Source organism: Clostridium oceanicum, assembly GCF_039521385.1.
In the GTDB taxonomy this organism is placed as follows: domain Bacteria; phylum Bacillota; class Clostridia; order Clostridiales; family Clostridiaceae; genus Clostridium_F; species Clostridium_F oceanicum.
The window spans coordinates 227,000-242,554 of the sequence record NZ_BAAACG010000003.1 but is presented as its reverse complement, the minus strand read 5'-3'; the positions used below and the strand labels follow the sequence as shown (position 1 = coordinate 242,554).

Here is a 15,555-nt window from a genome sequence, read left to right as displayed (position 1 = left end):
ATGTGGAGAGGTCTTATAAATAAATACAAAAAATATTTACCTGTTAGTGAGGAAACTAAAGTTATTACTTTATGTGAAGGAAATACACCTTTAATTAGAGCGGAAAATTTAGAAAAACTTATGCCTGGTCTTGAAATATATTTAAAATATGAAGGATTAAATCCTACTGGTTCATTTAAAGATAGAGGTATGACAATGGCGGTAACTAAAGCTGTAGAAAGTGGATCAAAAGCAGTAATATGTGCATCTACTGGTAATACTTCAGCATCAGCAGCAGCTTTTGCTGCAAAAGCAGGAATAAAAGCAGTAGTTTTGATACCTAATAATAAAATTGCTTTAGGTAAACTTGCTCAAGCCATGGTGTATGGAGCGAAAATAATAGCTGTTGAAGGAAATTTTGATGATGCATTAAACATGGTAAAAGAAATATCAGATAAAAATCCTATAACTTTAGTTAACTCTATAAATCCTAATAGAATTGAAGGACAAAAAACTGCAGCTTTTGAAGTTTCTGACCAATTAGGTGATAGTCCTGATTATTTATGTATACCTGTAGGTAATGCTGGAAATATAACAGCCTATTTTAAAGGATTTAAAGAATACTCTGATAAAGAATATATAAGTAAAATTCCAAAATTATTTGGATTTCAAGCAGCAGGTTCTGCACCTATAGTTGATAAAAAAGTGATAGAAAATCCTGAAACTATAGCTACAGCAATAAGAATAGGAAATCCTGCTAGTTGGGATAAAGCTTTAAATGCTATAGAAAAAAGTGAAGGGCTTATAGATAAAATAACTGATGAAGATATTTTAAAAGCCTATAATATGTTAGGTAAAATGGAAGGCATATTTGCAGAGCCGGCTTCATGCATATCTATAGCTGGGTTATATAAATCATATAAAGAAGGAAAATTAGAAAAAGGAAAAAAAGTAGTTTGTGTGTTAACTGGTAACGGTCTTAAAGATCCTGATATAGCAATAAAGGAAAATAAAGATATAACAGTACTTCCTTGTGATTATAATGTTATAGAAAGTGAAATATTAGGGGGATTTTAATATGGTAAGAGTAAAAATTCCAGCTACTACTGCTAATATGGGCCCAGGCTTTGATGTCTTAGGTATGGCTTTAAAGTTATATAATTATGTAGAAATAGAAGAAACTGATGAAGAAAGTAAGATATTTATAAATGGAGAAGAAAGTGAATTAGATTATAAAAATCATTTGGTTTACAAAACTCTTACTAAAGTTTTAGATAATTTTAAATATAAATATAATGGATTTAATATAAATATGGAAGAATGCAATATACCAATGTCTAGAGGATTAGGTTCTAGTGCAGCTTGTATAGTTTCTGCAGTAGTATCTGCAGGTAAAATAATGAATCGAGAATTTTCAAAAGAAGATATAATAAATATAGCAACTGAAATAGAAGGGCATCCAGATAATGTTGTACCTGCTACAGTAGGGGGAATGGTTATATCTTTAATGGATGAAAATAAAATAAATTATTCTAAAGTTAAAGTACCGGAAGAATTAAAATTTGTTGTTATGATTCCATCTTTTAAGGTGGATACAGAAGAATCTAGAGATATATTACCAAAATCTTATGATAAAAAAGATTGTATATATAATATATCTAGATCTTCTATGTTAATTTCCTCTTTGTATAATAAAGAATATGATAAATTAAGGTTGTCTTTTGATGATAAAATACATCAACCCTATAGAAAAAAGCTTATACAAGATTCAGAATATATATTTGAAAAATCAAAAGAGTTTGGTGCTATAGGAGAATTCATAAGTGGATCTGGCTCTACCTTAATATCAGTTATTCATAAAGATGAAGAAAAATTTATGAATTCTATGAAAGACATCTTAAATAATGGTAAGAAAATTTGGAATATTAAACTTTTGGAACCGGATTTAGAAGGAGTACAAATAGTTTAAAGAATAAAAAGCTGTGCTAAATGTACAGTTTTTCTTTTTTTGTACATATTTACTAAAATGTTGAAAGAAAAAGTCGAAAATAGTTATAATAGCGCATATGAAAATTTATTGTTTATAGAATGAGAGGATGATGAAATGAATTTAATAAAAACAACTAAAGTAAAAACAAAACTTATTTTTACCGTTTCTTTATTGAGTATTTTAATATGTATAATGGGGATAGTAGGGTTAATATCAAGTTCTCAAATTAATAAAAATTCTAAAAATATGTATGAAACTAATTTATTATCTACAAAATACATAGAAGAATTTAAATCTAATATAAATGAACAAAGAATAGAATTTGCTTGTATATTATATGATAAAGATGCAACCTTAAAAGAAATAGAAGAAAGAATAACACAAATAGATAATATTGCTAAATTAAATGATGAATTAATGAGGAAATATGAGGCTCTACCATCTACAGAAGAAGAAAAGAAAGTTTATAGAGAGTTTAAGGAAAATGTAAAAAAATATATCGAAGATAGAGAAAAAATAACAGGATTAGTGAAAAATAAAAAGTTTAAAGAAGCAGAAGATCTTTATGAAAATGGAGCTAGTCAAAATAAAGAAGAAATGGTTAAGAATTTAAAAACATTAAGTAGTATAAATGTTAATGAAGCAAAAAATGCTAATGAATATAATGAAGAAATATATTCAAATTCCAAATTTACTATGATATCAATTATTGTAGTTTGTCTAATAATATCTGTATTACTTTCTATTATAATAATTAAAAATATTATGTACGGGTTAGGAAGAATTAAAGATTTTGCTAGTAAACTAGCAGTATATGATTTTTCAACTCCAATAAAAATAACTGGTAAAGATGAAATGAGTGAAACAGCAATTGCTTTAAATACTGCTCAAGATAATGTTAGAGAGCTTATAAAAGTAGTGATGAATGATTTGGAAAATATGAGTGCTTCAAGTGAAGAGTTATCTGCAACAATGGAAGAGCTAACTGCTAAGTTTGAAGTTATTGATGAATCAACAACTCATATAAATAAAGGAGTTCAAGAAACTAGTGCATCATCAGAAGAGATAACAGCTTCTATGGAAGAAATAAACTCAAGTGTTGGAGAACTTTCACAAAAATCTATAGACGGAAGTAATAATGCTAATGATTCTAAGAAAAATGCTATAAGAGTACAAGGTATTGCAAAGGATGCTATTGAAGATACTCAAAGAGTATATAAAGATACAGAGAAAAAGATATTAGAATCTATAGAAGCAGGAAAAGTAGTAGAAGAAATCAAAGTTATGGCAGATGCTATTGGAGGTATTGCAGAACAAACTAATCTTTTAGCTTTAAATGCAGCTATAGAAGCTGCTAGAGCGGGAGAACATGGAAAAGGATTTGCAGTAGTAGCAGAAGAAGTAAGGACTCTTGCAGAACAATCAGCTAAAACTGTATCTACAATACAACTTACAATAGATAAAGTTCAAAGTGCTTTTAAAAATTTATCTAATGATAGTAATGAAGTTTTAGATTTTGTTAATGTTAAAGTAAATGATATGGCAGATAAATATTTAAGAACAGGAAAAAGATATTATAATGATTCTGAATATGTTAGTAATATGTCAGAAGATTTAGCTTCTATGACAGAAGAGATTGAAGCTACTGTTAATCAAGTTAATGAAGCAATACAAAATATGGCTTCTATAGCCCAAAACTCAGCAGAGTACACATCAGATATATTAGGAAATGTAGATGATGCCACTAGTGCAATGGAAGAGGTTTCAGCAACGGCTCAAAGCCAAGCAGAATTTGCTGAAAAATTAAACGGATTAGTTAGTAAATTTAAAATTTAAAATTATATTTTTAGTTGTATATAAATGTAGAGAAGTTAAATTATTTAACTTCTTTTTTTTTATATTTTACTAAATACTTTATGTAAAGGTACACTAAAATTTAATATTTAAGGTACACTTTATAAATTTGATTTGGTTATTTTAACATTATTAATAAAATATTGGTAAAAAAGGTCGAAAAAAGTTATAATAGTATACAGTGTAAAATAATTCATAATAATGTATTGAAAGGAAATTGATATGAACATAGTTAGAAAAATTAAGGTTAAAACAAAACTTATTACTACCTTTTCTTTATTAGGTATTTTAATATGTATAACAGGAATAATGGGAATAACGTCTAGTTCAAAAATTAATAGTAATACTGAAGATATGTATAATATTAATTTATTATCTGTTAAATATACAGAAGAAGTCAGATCAAATATAAATGAACAAAGAGTACAATTTGGTTGTATGTTATATGATAGAAATGCATCTTATAAGAAAACTGAAGAAAGAATAAAGAAATTGGATAATATTGCTGAAATAAACTATTCCACATTAAGAAAGTATGAGGCTTTACAAACTACACAAAAAGAAAAGAATGCTTATAAAAAATTCAAAGATTATGTACAAAGGTATGTTGCTGATAGAGCAAAAGTAATTAGCATGATAAAGAATAAAAAATTTAAAGAAGCAGAGGCTCTTTATCAAAGTGGAGTTAGTCAAAATAAAGAAAAAATGCTTAAAAGTTTGGAAAAATTAAGAGATATAAATATAAATTCAGCTAAAGATTTTAATGAACATAATTCTGAAATTTATAAAGGTTCTAAGAATATGATAATATCAATTATTATCATATGTTTAGTGTTAACAGTATTATCTTCCACTATAATAACGAAAGATATTTTAAAAGGGTTAGACAAAATAAAAGACTTAGCAAGTAGATTATCATTATATGATTTTTCTGAAGCAATAACTGTTACTGGTAAAGATGAAATGAGTGAAACAGCAATTGCTTTAAATACTGCCCAAGATAATGTTAAAGAGCTTATAAAAGTGGTGATGAATGATTTGGAAAATATGAGTGCTTCAAGTGAAGAGTTATCTGCAACAATGGAAGAGTTAACTGCTAAATTTGAAGTTATTGATGAATCAACAACTCATATAAATAAAGGAGTTCAAGAAACCAGTGCATCATCAGAAGAGATAACAGCTTCTATGGAAGAAATAAACTCAAGTGTTGGAGAACTTTCACAAAAATCTATAGATGGAAGTAATAATGCTAATGATTCTAAGAAAAATGCTATAAGAGTACAAGGGATTGCAAAAGATGCTATTGAAGATACTCAAAGAGTATATAAAAATACAGAGAAAAAGATATTAGAATCTATAGAAGCAGGAAAAGTAGTAGAAGAAATTAAAGTTATGGCAGATGCTATTGGAGGTATTGCAGAACAAACTAATCTTTTAGCCTTAAATGCAGCTATAGAAGCTGCTAGAGCTGGGGAACATGGAAAAGGATTTGCAGTAGTAGCAGAAGAAGTAAGGACTCTTGCAGAACAATCAGCTAAAACTGTATCTACAATACAACTTACAATAGATAAAGTTCAAAGTGCTTTTAAAAATTTATCTGATGATAGTAATGAAGTTTTAGATTTTGTTAATGTTAAAGTAAATGATATGGCAGATAAATATTTAAGAACAGGAAAAAGATATTATAATGATTCTGAATATGTCAGTAATATGTCAGAAGATTTAGCTTCTATGACAGAAGAGATTGAAGCTACTGTTAATCAAGTTAATGGAGCAATACAAAATATGGCTTCTATAGCCCAAAACTCAGCAGAGTACACATCAGATATATTAGGAAATGTAGATGATGCTACTAGTGCAATGGAAGAGGTTTCAGCAACGGCTCAAAGTCAAGCAGAATTTGCTGAAAAATTAAACGGATTAGTTAGTAAATTTAAAATTTAAAAAAATATATAGTATAAGAAGAGATTAAATAAATTAATTTCTTCTTTTTTTAATTGGCATTTGACAAAAACTAAATATAGGATTAATATATAAATAGCAAATGCCAATAATAAGTTTAGAGAAAGGATTGATATAAATGAAGATAGCAATTTCATCTATGGGAGCATCATTAGAAGATTCACTAGATTCTAGATTTGGGAGATGTGCATATTTTCAGATTTATGACACAGAAACAAAAGAAGGAAAAGCTATACAAAATAAAGGTCAAATATCCGGTGGTGGTGCAGGTATTGCAGCAGCGCAGCAACTTATTGATGAACATATAGATATTATAATAACAGGTAATTTAGGACCTAATGCTTTTAATTTAATAGATAAAACAGACATAAAGGTATATAAAAGTGCAGTAGTTGATGTGAATTCAGCTATAAAAGAATATAGAGAAGGAAATTTATCCGAATTAAAGAGTATGGTTGCACCACATACTGGAATGAATATGGGTGGAAATAGAAAATAGATTCAGAGGAGGAAAATAAATTGAATATAGCAGTTCTAAGTGGAAAAGGCGGAACTGGTAAAACAACTGTATCTACTAATCTTGCCATTGCCATGAATGCAAACTATATTGATTGTGATGTAGAAGAACCTAATGGGTTTATATTTTTAAAACCTGACAATATTAAAAAAAGAGATGTACTTACAGAATATCCTTTTATTGTAGAGGAAAAATGTAGTCTATGTGGCAAATGTGTTAACGCATGTCAATTTAATGCCTTAGCTAAGGTAAAAGAAGACATTATTTTATTTGAAAAAATATGTCATTCATGTGGAGCCTGTGAAGTTGCCTGTGATAAAGATGCAATAACTTTTAAAAAAAGAAAAGTGGGAATTGTTGAAGAAGGAAACTATAAAAATTTAAAATGTGTAAGAGGATTACTTGATATAGGAGAACCAATGGCAGTACCAGTAATTAGAAATGTCTTAGATAGTATACCAGAAGGTACTAATATAGTAGATTGTTCTCCAGGAACTTCTTGTAATGTGGTTAATTCTCTTAAGTATGTAGATGGAGCTGTATTGGTTACAGAGCCTACAAAGTTTGGATTACATGATTTAAATATGGCAGTTCAGCTTGTTAAAAAATTTAATATTCCTTTTGGAATTGTTATAAATAAAAGCAATTCTGATGAAAAAAATGAAGTTATAGATTATTGCATGGAAAATAATATAAAAATATTAGCACATATACCTTATAGCAAAGATGTTGCTAAGATATATTCTAGAGGACATATGCTTTATGATACAGAAAAGTATAAGAATATGTTTGATAAGATAGTTTTTGATATAAAGGAGGTGCTTCCATGGAAATAGCTATTTTAAGTGGAAAAGGTGGAACAGGCAAAACAACTATAGCTACAGCTCTTTCAGAACTTATAGATGATGTAGTAAAAATAGATTGTGATGTTGATGCACCAAATTTATACTTATTTTACGGTGGTAAAAATATAAAAAGTGCTGATTTCTCTGGAAGTAAGAAAGCAGTAATAGATGAGAATTTGTGTATAAAATGCGGTAAGTGTGAGCAATTTTGTAAGTTTAATGCTATAAAAGATTGTAAGATAGATGAGCTTAGTTGTGAAGGCTGTGGAAGTTGCGCATTAGTTTGTCCTAAAGACGCAATAAGACTTGAAGATGAAAAAAGTGCAGATATGTATATTACTGAAACTGAAAAAGGAATAATTGCTAGGGCTCAGATGGAAATAGGAAGCGATGGATCAGGTAAGCTTATAACAGAATTAAAAAAACAGGGAAGAGAATTTGCTAAAAAAGATTCTATAGTTATAACTGATGGATCACCTGGAATAGGATGCCCAGTAATTGCATCTATAGCAGGTAGCAATGCTATAGTTGTAGTTACAGAACCAACTCAATCTGGTCTTGAAGATTTAAAGAGAGTAGAAGAACTTTGTGAGTATTTTGGTGTTTTTACTATGGTTTGTATAAATAAATTTGATATTAATTTAGATATGAGTTTAAAAATAGAAGAATTTGCTAAACTTAAAAATTTAGATATTGTAGGTAAAATTCCTTATGATGAGTTAGTTATGAAGTCTATTAATGAATTAAAACCAATAGTATATTATAAAGAGAGTAAAGCAAATGAAGCAATAAGAGATATGTGGTCAAATATAAAAAATATAATATTTAAATAGGAGGAATAAAGTATGAGAATAGCTATTGCAAGTGAAGGAAATATAGTAAGTGGACATTTTGGATTTTGTGAAGGGTTTACTATTTATAATGTTGAAGGTGAAAAAGTTTTAGATAAAGAGTTTGCTAAAAACCCAGGACATAAACCAGGATTTTTACCTAAATTCTTAGGAGAATTAAATGTTAATGTAATTATAGCAGGAGGAATGGGAGAACACGCTCAAGAATTATTTGCAGAAAATAATATAAAAGTTGTAGTTGGAGCTCAAGGTAATTGTGATGATATTTTAGATGGATATATTAAAGGTCTTGTAAAATCTACAGGTAGTGTATGTAGAGAACATGAACATGAAGATGAAGGTCATTGTTAATATTAAGAATATATTTAAAGTAATCCCTGTAGAATAATTAAAATGTAGTATAATATAATAAAGTTTTAACGAGAAATATTGTTTTAAAGCTATGAATGTAAAAAATACAGGGAGGAAATGATATGCCAAGGCCAATTAAAGTAAGAAAAGTTGAGTTTTTCCCAAAGAGTACTTATTTTATACCTTTAGGAAAACAAAAATGTAAGATAGATGAAGTGAATTTAAAAGTAGAAGAATTAGAAGCTATAAGATTAAAAGATATTGATGGACTAAGTCAAGAAGAATGTGCACAAAAAATGGCTATATCAAGACAGACTTTCCAAAACATAATAGACAGTGCACGTAAAAAAATAGCTATTGCTTTAACAGAAGGAAAGGCTATAAATATAAACGGTGGTAATTATACAACTAAGCATTGTAAATTTAAGTGTTTAGATTGTGGTAATGTGTATGAAATAAAATATGAGCAAGATAGAAGAAGTTGCCCAGAGTGTGGTTCTTCAAATGTAGCTTGTGATAAAGGCAGAAAGTTTTGTCATAGATGGTGTAAAAAAAGTGAATAGATAGATTAAGTTTAAATAAAAACTTTCCACAGGTTGTGGAAAGTTTTTTTGTTTAGATGTTTAAAATGTTAGTATTTATTTTTAATTTTCAATAAAACATTTAATATTATAAGAAAAAATTAAACTTATTCATAAGGAATTATTAAGAAATGATTAATAAAAATTTTAACAATTAGTGGTAGTATTTATTTATTAGGAAATCAGGAGGAATTTAAAATGAAAGTTTTAGAAGTTACAGATGTAAGAAAAAAACTGGGGAAAAGAGAAATTATAAAAGGTATAAATTTTTCTGTAGAAGAAGGAGAAATTTTTGGATTCTTAGGACCAAATGGAGCAGGTAAGACTACTACTATAAGAATGCTTGTAGGACTTATAAAACCTAATTCAGGAAGTATAAAAATTAAAGGACAGGATCTTTTAAATGAAAAAGAAAAAGCATTAGCAAATGTAGGAGCTGTTGTAGAAAATCCTGAGCTTTATAAGTATTTATCCGGTAGAGAAAATTTAATGCAAATTGCAAGAATAAGAAAAGTGCAAAAAAAAGAAATAGATGAACTTATAGAATTAGTAGGATTAAAAGATAGAATAGATGATAAAGTTAAAAAGTATTCTTTAGGAATGAAGCAAAGATTAGGACTTGCAGCTTCTTTAATATCTAATCCTAGTCTTTTGATTTTGGATGAACCTACTAACGGATTAGACCCTTCTGGTATATTAGATTTTAGAGAAATTGTAAGAAAAGCAGCAAGAGAGAGAAATATGGCAGTCTTTATATCATCCCATATTTTAAGTGAAGTTCAAGAACTTTGTGATAGAGTAGCCTTTATAAATAAGGGAGAAATAAAAACAGTAGAAAGAATGGATGAGGAAGAAGAAAAAATATCTACAGAAACTTTAGCTTTAGTGGTAAAAGATATTGATAAAGAGAAAGTATCTAAAATATTAAAAGAGCTAAAATTTGTTAAGAGTTTCTATAAAGATAAAGAAGAATTTAATGTTGTAACTGAAAAAAATGGTTCTAGTGAATTAGTAAAAGCTCTTGTTAAATTAGATGTTGATGTTGTGGAAATTTATAAGAAACATAAAGGACTAGAGCAAAGATATATGGAACTTGTTGAAGGAGGCGTAAGATAGCTATGGGAGCATTAATAAAAAATGAAATTATTAAAACCCTTAAAAGAAAAAAGACTTGGATAGTATTTGTACTATTTGTTTTATTAGTAGGACTTATGGGAGTTGCTAATAATTATGCTAGCAAAAGTATGGAAAAACAAAATTCTTTAGAATACCAATTAACTGATTCTAAAAAGCAACTTAAACAAGTAGAGAAAGATTTTAAAGAAAGAGAAAAAAAATTAAAGCATGAAGATAAAATTGAGTATGAAAGATTTGTACAACAAAATTCAATAGAAAAAAAAGCTCTTAATGAAAGAATAAAAGTCTTAGAAGATAAAATAAAAAAAGGTGAAAAAGAAATTGATTGGAAAAAAGAGTTAAATTCTAAAATAGAAAAATCAAAAGAAACAATAAATGATGAAAAAATACCAGAAGCTGAAAAAAGTAGAATTAGATCTCAGTTAAAAGAATTAAATTATCTTAAAGAACATAATATAAAACCAGTTTCAGAATGGAGTTTTAATTCATATAATTTTATTTTAGGTACAGTATCTATGCTAGGAATTCTATTTTTAGCTGTTGGTGTATGTGTATTTATGAGTGATATAGTTTCTGGAGAATCAACTCCACCTACATTAAAATTTTTACTAGTACAACCTACATCTAGAGGGAAAGTACTTTTTTCAAAATTTATTGCTGTAACTTTAATATCTATAGTTATGATAACAGCTGTAGAATTGGTATCATTTTTAGTAGTAGGTATATTTAAAGATTTTGGAAATTCTTCCTATCCTGTAGTTTCAGGAACTTTATATAAATATGGTACACAATTAGCTGAAAATGGTACTAAACCTTTAATACAAGTTGTAGGAAGTTCAACTATAGTACCAATAGGCCAATTCTTAATCAAAGGATTACTTTTACAGGCCTTATTTATAACAACTGTATGTGCTTTTGCATTTATGATATCTTGTTTATGTAAAAGTAGTATGATTTCTATGGCAACTACTATAATAGTTTTAGTAATGTTTAATATACTTCAAAGTATACCTTTATCAAAAATAAAAAATTCTATTCATTTATTATTTGTATCTTATGGTGATCCATTTGCTTTAATGAGAGGTGACTTGATACTTAAGAATAGTAATTTAAATATGACAGTAATGTTTGGAATAGGTGTTATGGTTGCATGGTCTGTAGTATGTTATTTAATAGGATATATTGTCTTTAAAAAGAAAGATATATTAATATAATTAATATATAAAGTAAATAAAGCATATGTAGTGAATTATATAGTAAAGTATTTTTCATTACATATGCTTTTTATTTTAACTTTCTAATAAAATATTAAATTATATTTTAATTTAATATAATTTATAGAGAATCTAAAGATTTATAGATGCTATCTATAGCATAGGCCACTTCTTTATCAGTATTAAAATGTCCAAAACTAAATCTAACAGTTCCTTGAGGAAATGTATGTAAAGTTCTGTGAGCAGATGGAGCACAATGAAGTCCACATCTTGTCATTATACTGTATTCATTAGCTAACATGAAAGCAATATCCGCATTATCATGATTTTTAAAATCTAAAGAAACCACTGGGGTTCTTTTTTTTATACCATCTAGTCCTATAAGGGTAGCTTCATTTATATTTTTTACTTTATCTATAAATAACTTAGTTAAGTGCAATTCTTTTTCTCTTATAGTATTTAGTCCAATTTCATTTAAATATTTTAGTGAGGAGTTTAATCCATATATACCAGGAATATTCATTGTTCCACTTTCAAACTTATCTGGCATGTATTCAGGTTGATATTCATATTCAGATAAACTTCCAGTGCCACCTTCAATTAAAGAATTTGTTTTAGGTATAAGACTATCTTTTATTACAAAGCCACCAATACCTTGAGGTCCTAAAAGACTTTTGTGACCAGTAAAAGTTATACAATCTGCGTTTATTTTTTTCATATCAATATCTAAAAATCCAGCAGTTTGAGCTGTATCTACTATAAAAATTAGATTATTTTCTTTGCATATTTGTCCAACTTCTTCTAAAGGGAGAACAGTTCCACACACATTAGACCCATGGGTCATAATTATAGCTTTCGTGTTATCTTTTATTAAAGGAAGAATATCTTTTGGATTTAATTCACCTTGTAAATTACATTTAACTTTAGATATTTCTATTCCTTTCTTTGATAAAGAACTTAAAGGTCTCATAACTGCATTGTGTTCCATAGAAGATATTATTACATGATCATTTTTTTTAAGTAAACCTTTAATTATAATATTTAAACTTTCTGTTATGTTTTTAGTAAATACAACATTTTCAGCTTTATCATAATTAAATAAAGAACAAATGAGTTCTCTTGTTTCAAAAAGTATATTTTCAGCAGTTAAAGAATTAGCGTATACTCCCCTATTAACATTACAACCTATATTTGTTATGTAGTTAGAAATACTTTGGGAAACTTTAGGTGCTTTAGGAAAAGATGTAGCTCCATTGTCTAAATAAATACCATTCATATTAAAACCCCCATTTTTATTATTAAAATAAATAGTGTAATTTTATAATTTAATGTGTCTTAATTAATAAAAATAATTAAAATACTGCTAGTTATGCTAAAAAATATGTCTATTTTAGTTACTTAGATTTTAACATACAAAGGAGTATTTTGGATATTACTATAAGTTTTGGTTATAGTTTGTAGAACCATCTATAAAAATAAACTATTTAACTTATTATGAATATTTTGTTAATCTGTAATTGGCATATTACAATAACTTAAAATGAAACAAAAAAGATGAGGGGGAAGTAAGAGTGGATAGTAAAAAAGGTATAATATTTACTGGAGCTGTAGTGGGAATAATTGCAGTTTTATTGGTTTACTTTGGTAATCCAGTTAATATGGGATTTTGTATTGCTTGTTTTATAAGAGATATAGCAGGATCACTTGGTCTTCATAGAGCTCCTGTAGTTCAATACATAAGACCAGAAATAATTGGTATGGTATTAGGTGCTTTTGTTATGGCAGTTTCAAAGAAAGAATTTGATTCTAGAGGAGGATCATCACCTTTTATAAGATTTATATTAGGATTTGTAGTTATGGTAGGAGCTTTAATGTTCTTAGGATGTCCTTTAAGAATGGTTTTAAGATTAGGAGGAGGAGATCTAAATGCTATTACAGGACTTTTAGGATTTATAGTTGGAATAGTAATAGGTATAGTCTTTTTAAACAAAGGATTTAGCTTGAAAAGAAACTATAGATTAACTAAGACAGAAGGATACTTATTTCCAGTTGTAAATGTATTTCTTTTTGTACTTTTAGTTGCTGCTCCAGCTTTTATACTTTTTAGTAAAAAGGGACCAGGAGCCTCCCATGCACCAATAGTTATTGCTTTAACTGCAGGTCTTATAGTAGGAATATTAGCACAAAGAAGTAGACTTTGCATGGTTGGTGGAATAAGAGATTTGATAATGTTTAAAGATAGTTATTTATTATCCGGCTTTATAGCAATTTTTATCTTTACTTTAATAGGTAATTTAATAATAGGAAAATTTAAACTTGGATTAGTAGGTCAGCCAGTTGCACATGCAGATGCTTTATGGAACTTTATAGGTATGACTCTTGTAGGATGGGCTTCAATACTTTTAGGGGGATGCCCTATGAGACAGTTAATACTTTCAGCTGAAGGTAATATAGATTCAGTTATGGCTGTTTTAGGAATGTTAGTTGGAGCGGCATTTTGCCATAATTTTAGTTTGGCTGCAAGTCCAAAAGGACCTACACCAAATGGGAAAATAGCTGTAATAATAGGATTAGTATTAGTACTTGGAATTTCTTATTTTAATATAGAAAAAGATGTTAATGTAAAGATGAAAGGGGATGCTAAAGTTGAAGCAAATTGATGCTAGAGGAGTATCTTGTCCTCAACCAGTTCTTATGACAAAAAAGGGCTTAAATGAAAATCCAGATGGAATAGATGTTTTTGTAGATAATGTAACTGCAAAAGGTAATGTACAAAGATTTATGAAAAATTCAGGGTATAAAGTTAATATAAAAGAAGAAAATGATTATTATGTAATGTCAGCGAGGAAATAAAATGGAGTATATTAGTATATTTTTTACTCATTCAGGAGCTATAAAGTATAGCAGGTTTTTAAAAAAGCAAAATATAAAAAATAAAACTTTACCAGTTCCTAGAAAATTAAGTTCAAATTGTGGTATAGGTGTAAAATTTTTTTATGATAAGGATGTAAGTGAAATAATAACAGAAGATATAGAAAAAATATTTAAAATGTCAGATAAAGAGTATTGTTGTATTTATAGAAATGAATAATTAAAAGGATTGTTTAAAATAAAGTAGACCCTATAAATTGGAGGCTAAGGAAAGTGCCTAATTTATAGGGTTATTTTTTATTTAATATAGTAATTTTATATGTTATGATTCTGTTATATTAAAATTAATTTATATAATTTATTATTTACAAATAAAGGTAATTTTGTTTAAATTATAAGAGGAGTATAAAATCCTATAGACTAATACAAAATATAATTTAAAGATTCAAATATTATGATTATATTTTTTTAATGTTCCTTATACAAATTGATATAAATTGAGAGGTATTATAATGATAGAAGATATTAAAAATTTAGTTCAAAGATTTCTTGATGATGAAGTGTTAGCTTTATCTTCTCAATTAGCATATAGCTTAATAATTTCTGTATTTCCTTTTTTAATATTTTTAATTACCTTAGTAGGTTTTTTGCCTATAAAAGCAGATGATTTATATTTAGGACTAAGAGAAATACTTCCTAAAGAAACATATCTATTAATATATAGTACTGTTACTGATATTATTAATAGTCAAAATAGCGATATTCTTTCTTTAAGTATATTTATAACTATATGGGCAGCAACAGCAGGATTTAGAGCTGTTATAAGAGGACTTAATAAAGCTTATGATATAGAAGAAAATAGATCTTTTATAAAGGTACAAATAATGACTTTAATTAGTACAATTGCATTAGCAATAATATTAATAATGACAATATTTTTATTAGTATTTGGTAGAGTTATAGGAAAAACAGTTGTAGCTAAATTAGGTCTTGCATATGAATTTAATAATATATGGAATATAATAAGATATGTAATAATGGTTTCTATTGCAATTTTAATATTTGCATTAGTATATTATTATACTCCTAGCATAAGATTAAGATGGAGAGATGTACTTCCAGGGGCACTATTTTCAACAGTAGCTTGGATAGTTGTATCTTTAGGATTTTCATTTTATGTTGATAACTTTAATAATTATTCTAGGTTGTATGGCAGCATAGGTGCTGTAATAGTATTTTTGGTATGGCTTTATTTAACATCTATAATAATAATTACTGGTGGAGAAATAAATGCAATGAGGGCATTTAAAAGAGAAGGGAAAGAAAAACCTAGAAGAAAAAACTATTTATAGATAATTATGTTGATTTATTTTAAAGGATAATGTATAATATATTCAAAAGTT

Annotated in this window: 16 protein-coding genes; 15 read left to right on the top strand and 1 reads right to left on the bottom strand. The window is 27.5% G+C overall.

Translation table 11 applies throughout. From position 1 onward, the window contains the following. The 11 genes from thrC (at position 1) to ABDZ71_RS02750 (ending at position 11,281) form a co-directional block, all read left to right on the top strand. Entirely contained in the window at positions 1 to 1,056 is a 1,056-nt protein-coding gene (gene thrC / locus ABDZ71_RS02800) for a threonine synthase (RefSeq protein ID WP_343758640.1), read from the top strand. 1 nt (position 1,057) lies between these two features. Then, on the top strand, positions 1,058 to 1,948 hold the full coding sequence (gene thrB / locus ABDZ71_RS02795) for a homoserine kinase (RefSeq protein WP_343758638.1): 891 nt from the start codon (positions 1,058 to 1,060) through the stop codon (positions 1,946 to 1,948). A 135-nt stretch (positions 1,949 to 2,083) separates the two neighbouring features. After that, on the top strand, positions 2,084 to 3,805 hold the full coding sequence (locus ABDZ71_RS02790; RefSeq protein WP_343758636.1) for a methyl-accepting chemotaxis protein: 1,722 nt from the start codon (positions 2,084 to 2,086) through the stop codon (positions 3,803 to 3,805). A gap of 240 nt (positions 3,806 to 4,045) precedes the next feature. Next, positions 4,046 to 5,767: a methyl-accepting chemotaxis protein gene (locus tag ABDZ71_RS02785; protein WP_343758634.1), complete on the top strand. Its 1,722-nt coding sequence runs from the start codon at positions 4,046 to 4,048 to the stop codon at positions 5,765 to 5,767. 136 nt (positions 5,768 to 5,903) lie between these two features. Continuing rightward, positions 5,904 to 6,284 carry a NifB/NifX family molybdenum-iron cluster-binding protein gene (locus tag ABDZ71_RS02780; protein WP_343758632.1) on the top strand — a complete coding sequence of 127 codons (381 nt, stop codon included), beginning with the start codon at positions 5,904 to 5,906 and terminating at the stop codon, positions 6,282 to 6,284. 20 nt (positions 6,285 to 6,304) lie between these two features. Continuing rightward, the gene (locus ABDZ71_RS02775) at positions 6,305 to 7,138 is read left to right on the top strand and encodes a nucleotide-binding protein (RefSeq protein ID WP_343758630.1); all 834 of its coding nucleotides are present in this window, start codon (positions 6,305 to 6,307) and stop codon (positions 7,136 to 7,138) included. Further along, on the top strand, positions 7,129 to 7,980 hold the full coding sequence (locus ABDZ71_RS02770; RefSeq protein ID WP_343758628.1) for an ATP-binding protein: 852 nt from the start codon (positions 7,129 to 7,131) through the stop codon (positions 7,978 to 7,980). The genes ABDZ71_RS02775 and ABDZ71_RS02770 overlap by 10 nt, the downstream gene beginning before the upstream one ends. Before the next feature lie 12 nt (positions 7,981 to 7,992). Continuing rightward, the gene (locus ABDZ71_RS02765) at positions 7,993 to 8,349 is read left to right on the top strand and encodes a NifB/NifX family molybdenum-iron cluster-binding protein (protein WP_343758626.1); all 357 of its coding nucleotides are present in this window, start codon (positions 7,993 to 7,995) and stop codon (positions 8,347 to 8,349) included. A 122-nt stretch (positions 8,350 to 8,471) separates the two neighbouring features. Further along, entirely contained in the window at positions 8,472 to 8,912 is a 441-nt protein-coding gene (locus ABDZ71_RS02760) for a DUF134 domain-containing protein (protein WP_343758624.1), read from the top strand. 216 nt (positions 8,913 to 9,128) lie between these two features. Continuing rightward, positions 9,129 to 10,046: an ABC transporter ATP-binding protein gene (locus ABDZ71_RS02755; protein ID WP_343758622.1), complete on the top strand. Its 918-nt coding sequence runs from the start codon at positions 9,129 to 9,131 to the stop codon at positions 10,044 to 10,046. Between the two features lie 2 nt (positions 10,047 to 10,048). Continuing rightward, positions 10,049 to 11,281: an ABC transporter permease subunit gene (locus ABDZ71_RS02750; protein ID WP_343758620.1), complete on the top strand. Its 1,233-nt coding sequence runs from the start codon at positions 10,049 to 10,051 to the stop codon at positions 11,279 to 11,281. 121 nt (positions 11,282 to 11,402) lie between these two features. On the opposite strand, the gene ABDZ71_RS02745 is transcribed toward ABDZ71_RS02750, so the two are convergent. After that, positions 11,403 to 12,557, bottom strand: coding sequence for an aminotransferase class V-fold PLP-dependent enzyme (locus ABDZ71_RS02745; RefSeq protein WP_343758617.1), 1,155 nt, complete (start codon positions 12,555 to 12,557; stop codon positions 11,403 to 11,405). A gap of 295 nt (positions 12,558 to 12,852) precedes the next feature. On the opposite strand from ABDZ71_RS02745, the gene yedE reads away from it, so the two are divergent. From yedE to ABDZ71_RS02725, 4 genes are all read left to right on the top strand, one after another. Continuing rightward, complete coding sequence (gene yedE / locus ABDZ71_RS02740) at positions 12,853 to 13,941, top strand: YedE family putative selenium transporter (protein WP_343758615.1); 1,089 nt, start codon at positions 12,853 to 12,855, stop codon at positions 13,939 to 13,941. Continuing rightward, positions 13,919 to 14,134 (top strand): sulfurtransferase TusA family protein, encoded by a 216-nt coding sequence (locus ABDZ71_RS02735; RefSeq protein WP_343758613.1) that lies wholly within the window; start codon positions 13,919 to 13,921, stop codon positions 14,132 to 14,134. Before yedE ends, ABDZ71_RS02735 begins: the two co-directional genes overlap by 23 nt. Before the next feature lies 1 nt (position 14,135). Then, complete coding sequence (locus tag ABDZ71_RS02730; RefSeq protein WP_343758611.1) at positions 14,136 to 14,372, top strand: putative Se/S carrier protein; 237 nt, start codon at positions 14,136 to 14,138, stop codon at positions 14,370 to 14,372. A 292-nt stretch (positions 14,373 to 14,664) separates the two neighbouring features. Then, positions 14,665 to 15,504, top strand: a complete 840-nt coding sequence (locus ABDZ71_RS02725) for a YihY/virulence factor BrkB family protein (protein WP_343758609.1) — start codon at positions 14,665 to 14,667, stop codon at positions 15,502 to 15,504. Positions 15,505 to 15,555 lie beyond the last annotated feature (51 nt).

What these genes read in the sequence shown, in the direction of transcription:
- ABDZ71_RS02750 (WP_343758620.1), top strand. Translation starts at nt 10,049, where the DNA reads ATGGGAGCATTAATAAAAAATGAAATTATTAAAACCCTTAAAAGAAAA.
- ABDZ71_RS02765 (WP_343758626.1), top strand. Translation starts at nt 7,993, where the DNA reads ATGAGAATAGCTATTGCAAGTGAAGGAAATATAGTAAGTGGACATTTT.
- ABDZ71_RS02780 (WP_343758632.1), top strand. Translation starts at nt 5,904, where the DNA reads ATGAAGATAGCAATTTCATCTATGGGAGCATCATTAGAAGATTCACTA.
- ABDZ71_RS02770 (WP_343758628.1), top strand. Translation starts at nt 7,129, where the DNA reads ATGGAAATAGCTATTTTAAGTGGAAAAGGTGGAACAGGCAAAACAACT.
- ABDZ71_RS02735 (WP_343758613.1), top strand. Translation starts at nt 13,919, where the DNA reads ATGCTAAAGTTGAAGCAAATTGATGCTAGAGGAGTATCTTGTCCTCAA.
- ABDZ71_RS02760 (WP_343758624.1), top strand. Translation starts at nt 8,472, where the DNA reads ATGCCAAGGCCAATTAAAGTAAGAAAAGTTGAGTTTTTCCCAAAGAGT.
- thrB (WP_343758638.1), top strand. Translation starts at nt 1,058, where the DNA reads ATGGTAAGAGTAAAAATTCCAGCTACTACTGCTAATATGGGCCCAGGC.
- ABDZ71_RS02785 (WP_343758634.1), top strand. Translation starts at nt 4,046, where the DNA reads ATGAACATAGTTAGAAAAATTAAGGTTAAAACAAAACTTATTACTACC.
- thrC (WP_343758640.1), top strand. Translation starts at nt 1, where the DNA reads ATGTGGAGAGGTCTTATAAATAAATACAAAAAATATTTACCTGTTAGT.
- ABDZ71_RS02730 (WP_343758611.1), top strand. Translation starts at nt 14,136, where the DNA reads ATGGAGTATATTAGTATATTTTTTACTCATTCAGGAGCTATAAAGTAT.
- ABDZ71_RS02790 (WP_343758636.1), top strand. Translation starts at nt 2,084, where the DNA reads ATGAATTTAATAAAAACAACTAAAGTAAAAACAAAACTTATTTTTACC.
- ABDZ71_RS02745 (WP_343758617.1), bottom strand. Translation starts at nt 12,557, where the DNA reads ATGAATGGTATTTATTTAGACAATGGAGCTACATCTTTTCCTAAAGCA.
- ABDZ71_RS02755 (WP_343758622.1), top strand. Translation starts at nt 9,129, where the DNA reads ATGAAAGTTTTAGAAGTTACAGATGTAAGAAAAAAACTGGGGAAAAGA.
- ABDZ71_RS02725 (WP_343758609.1), top strand. Translation starts at nt 14,665, where the DNA reads ATGATAGAAGATATTAAAAATTTAGTTCAAAGATTTCTTGATGATGAA.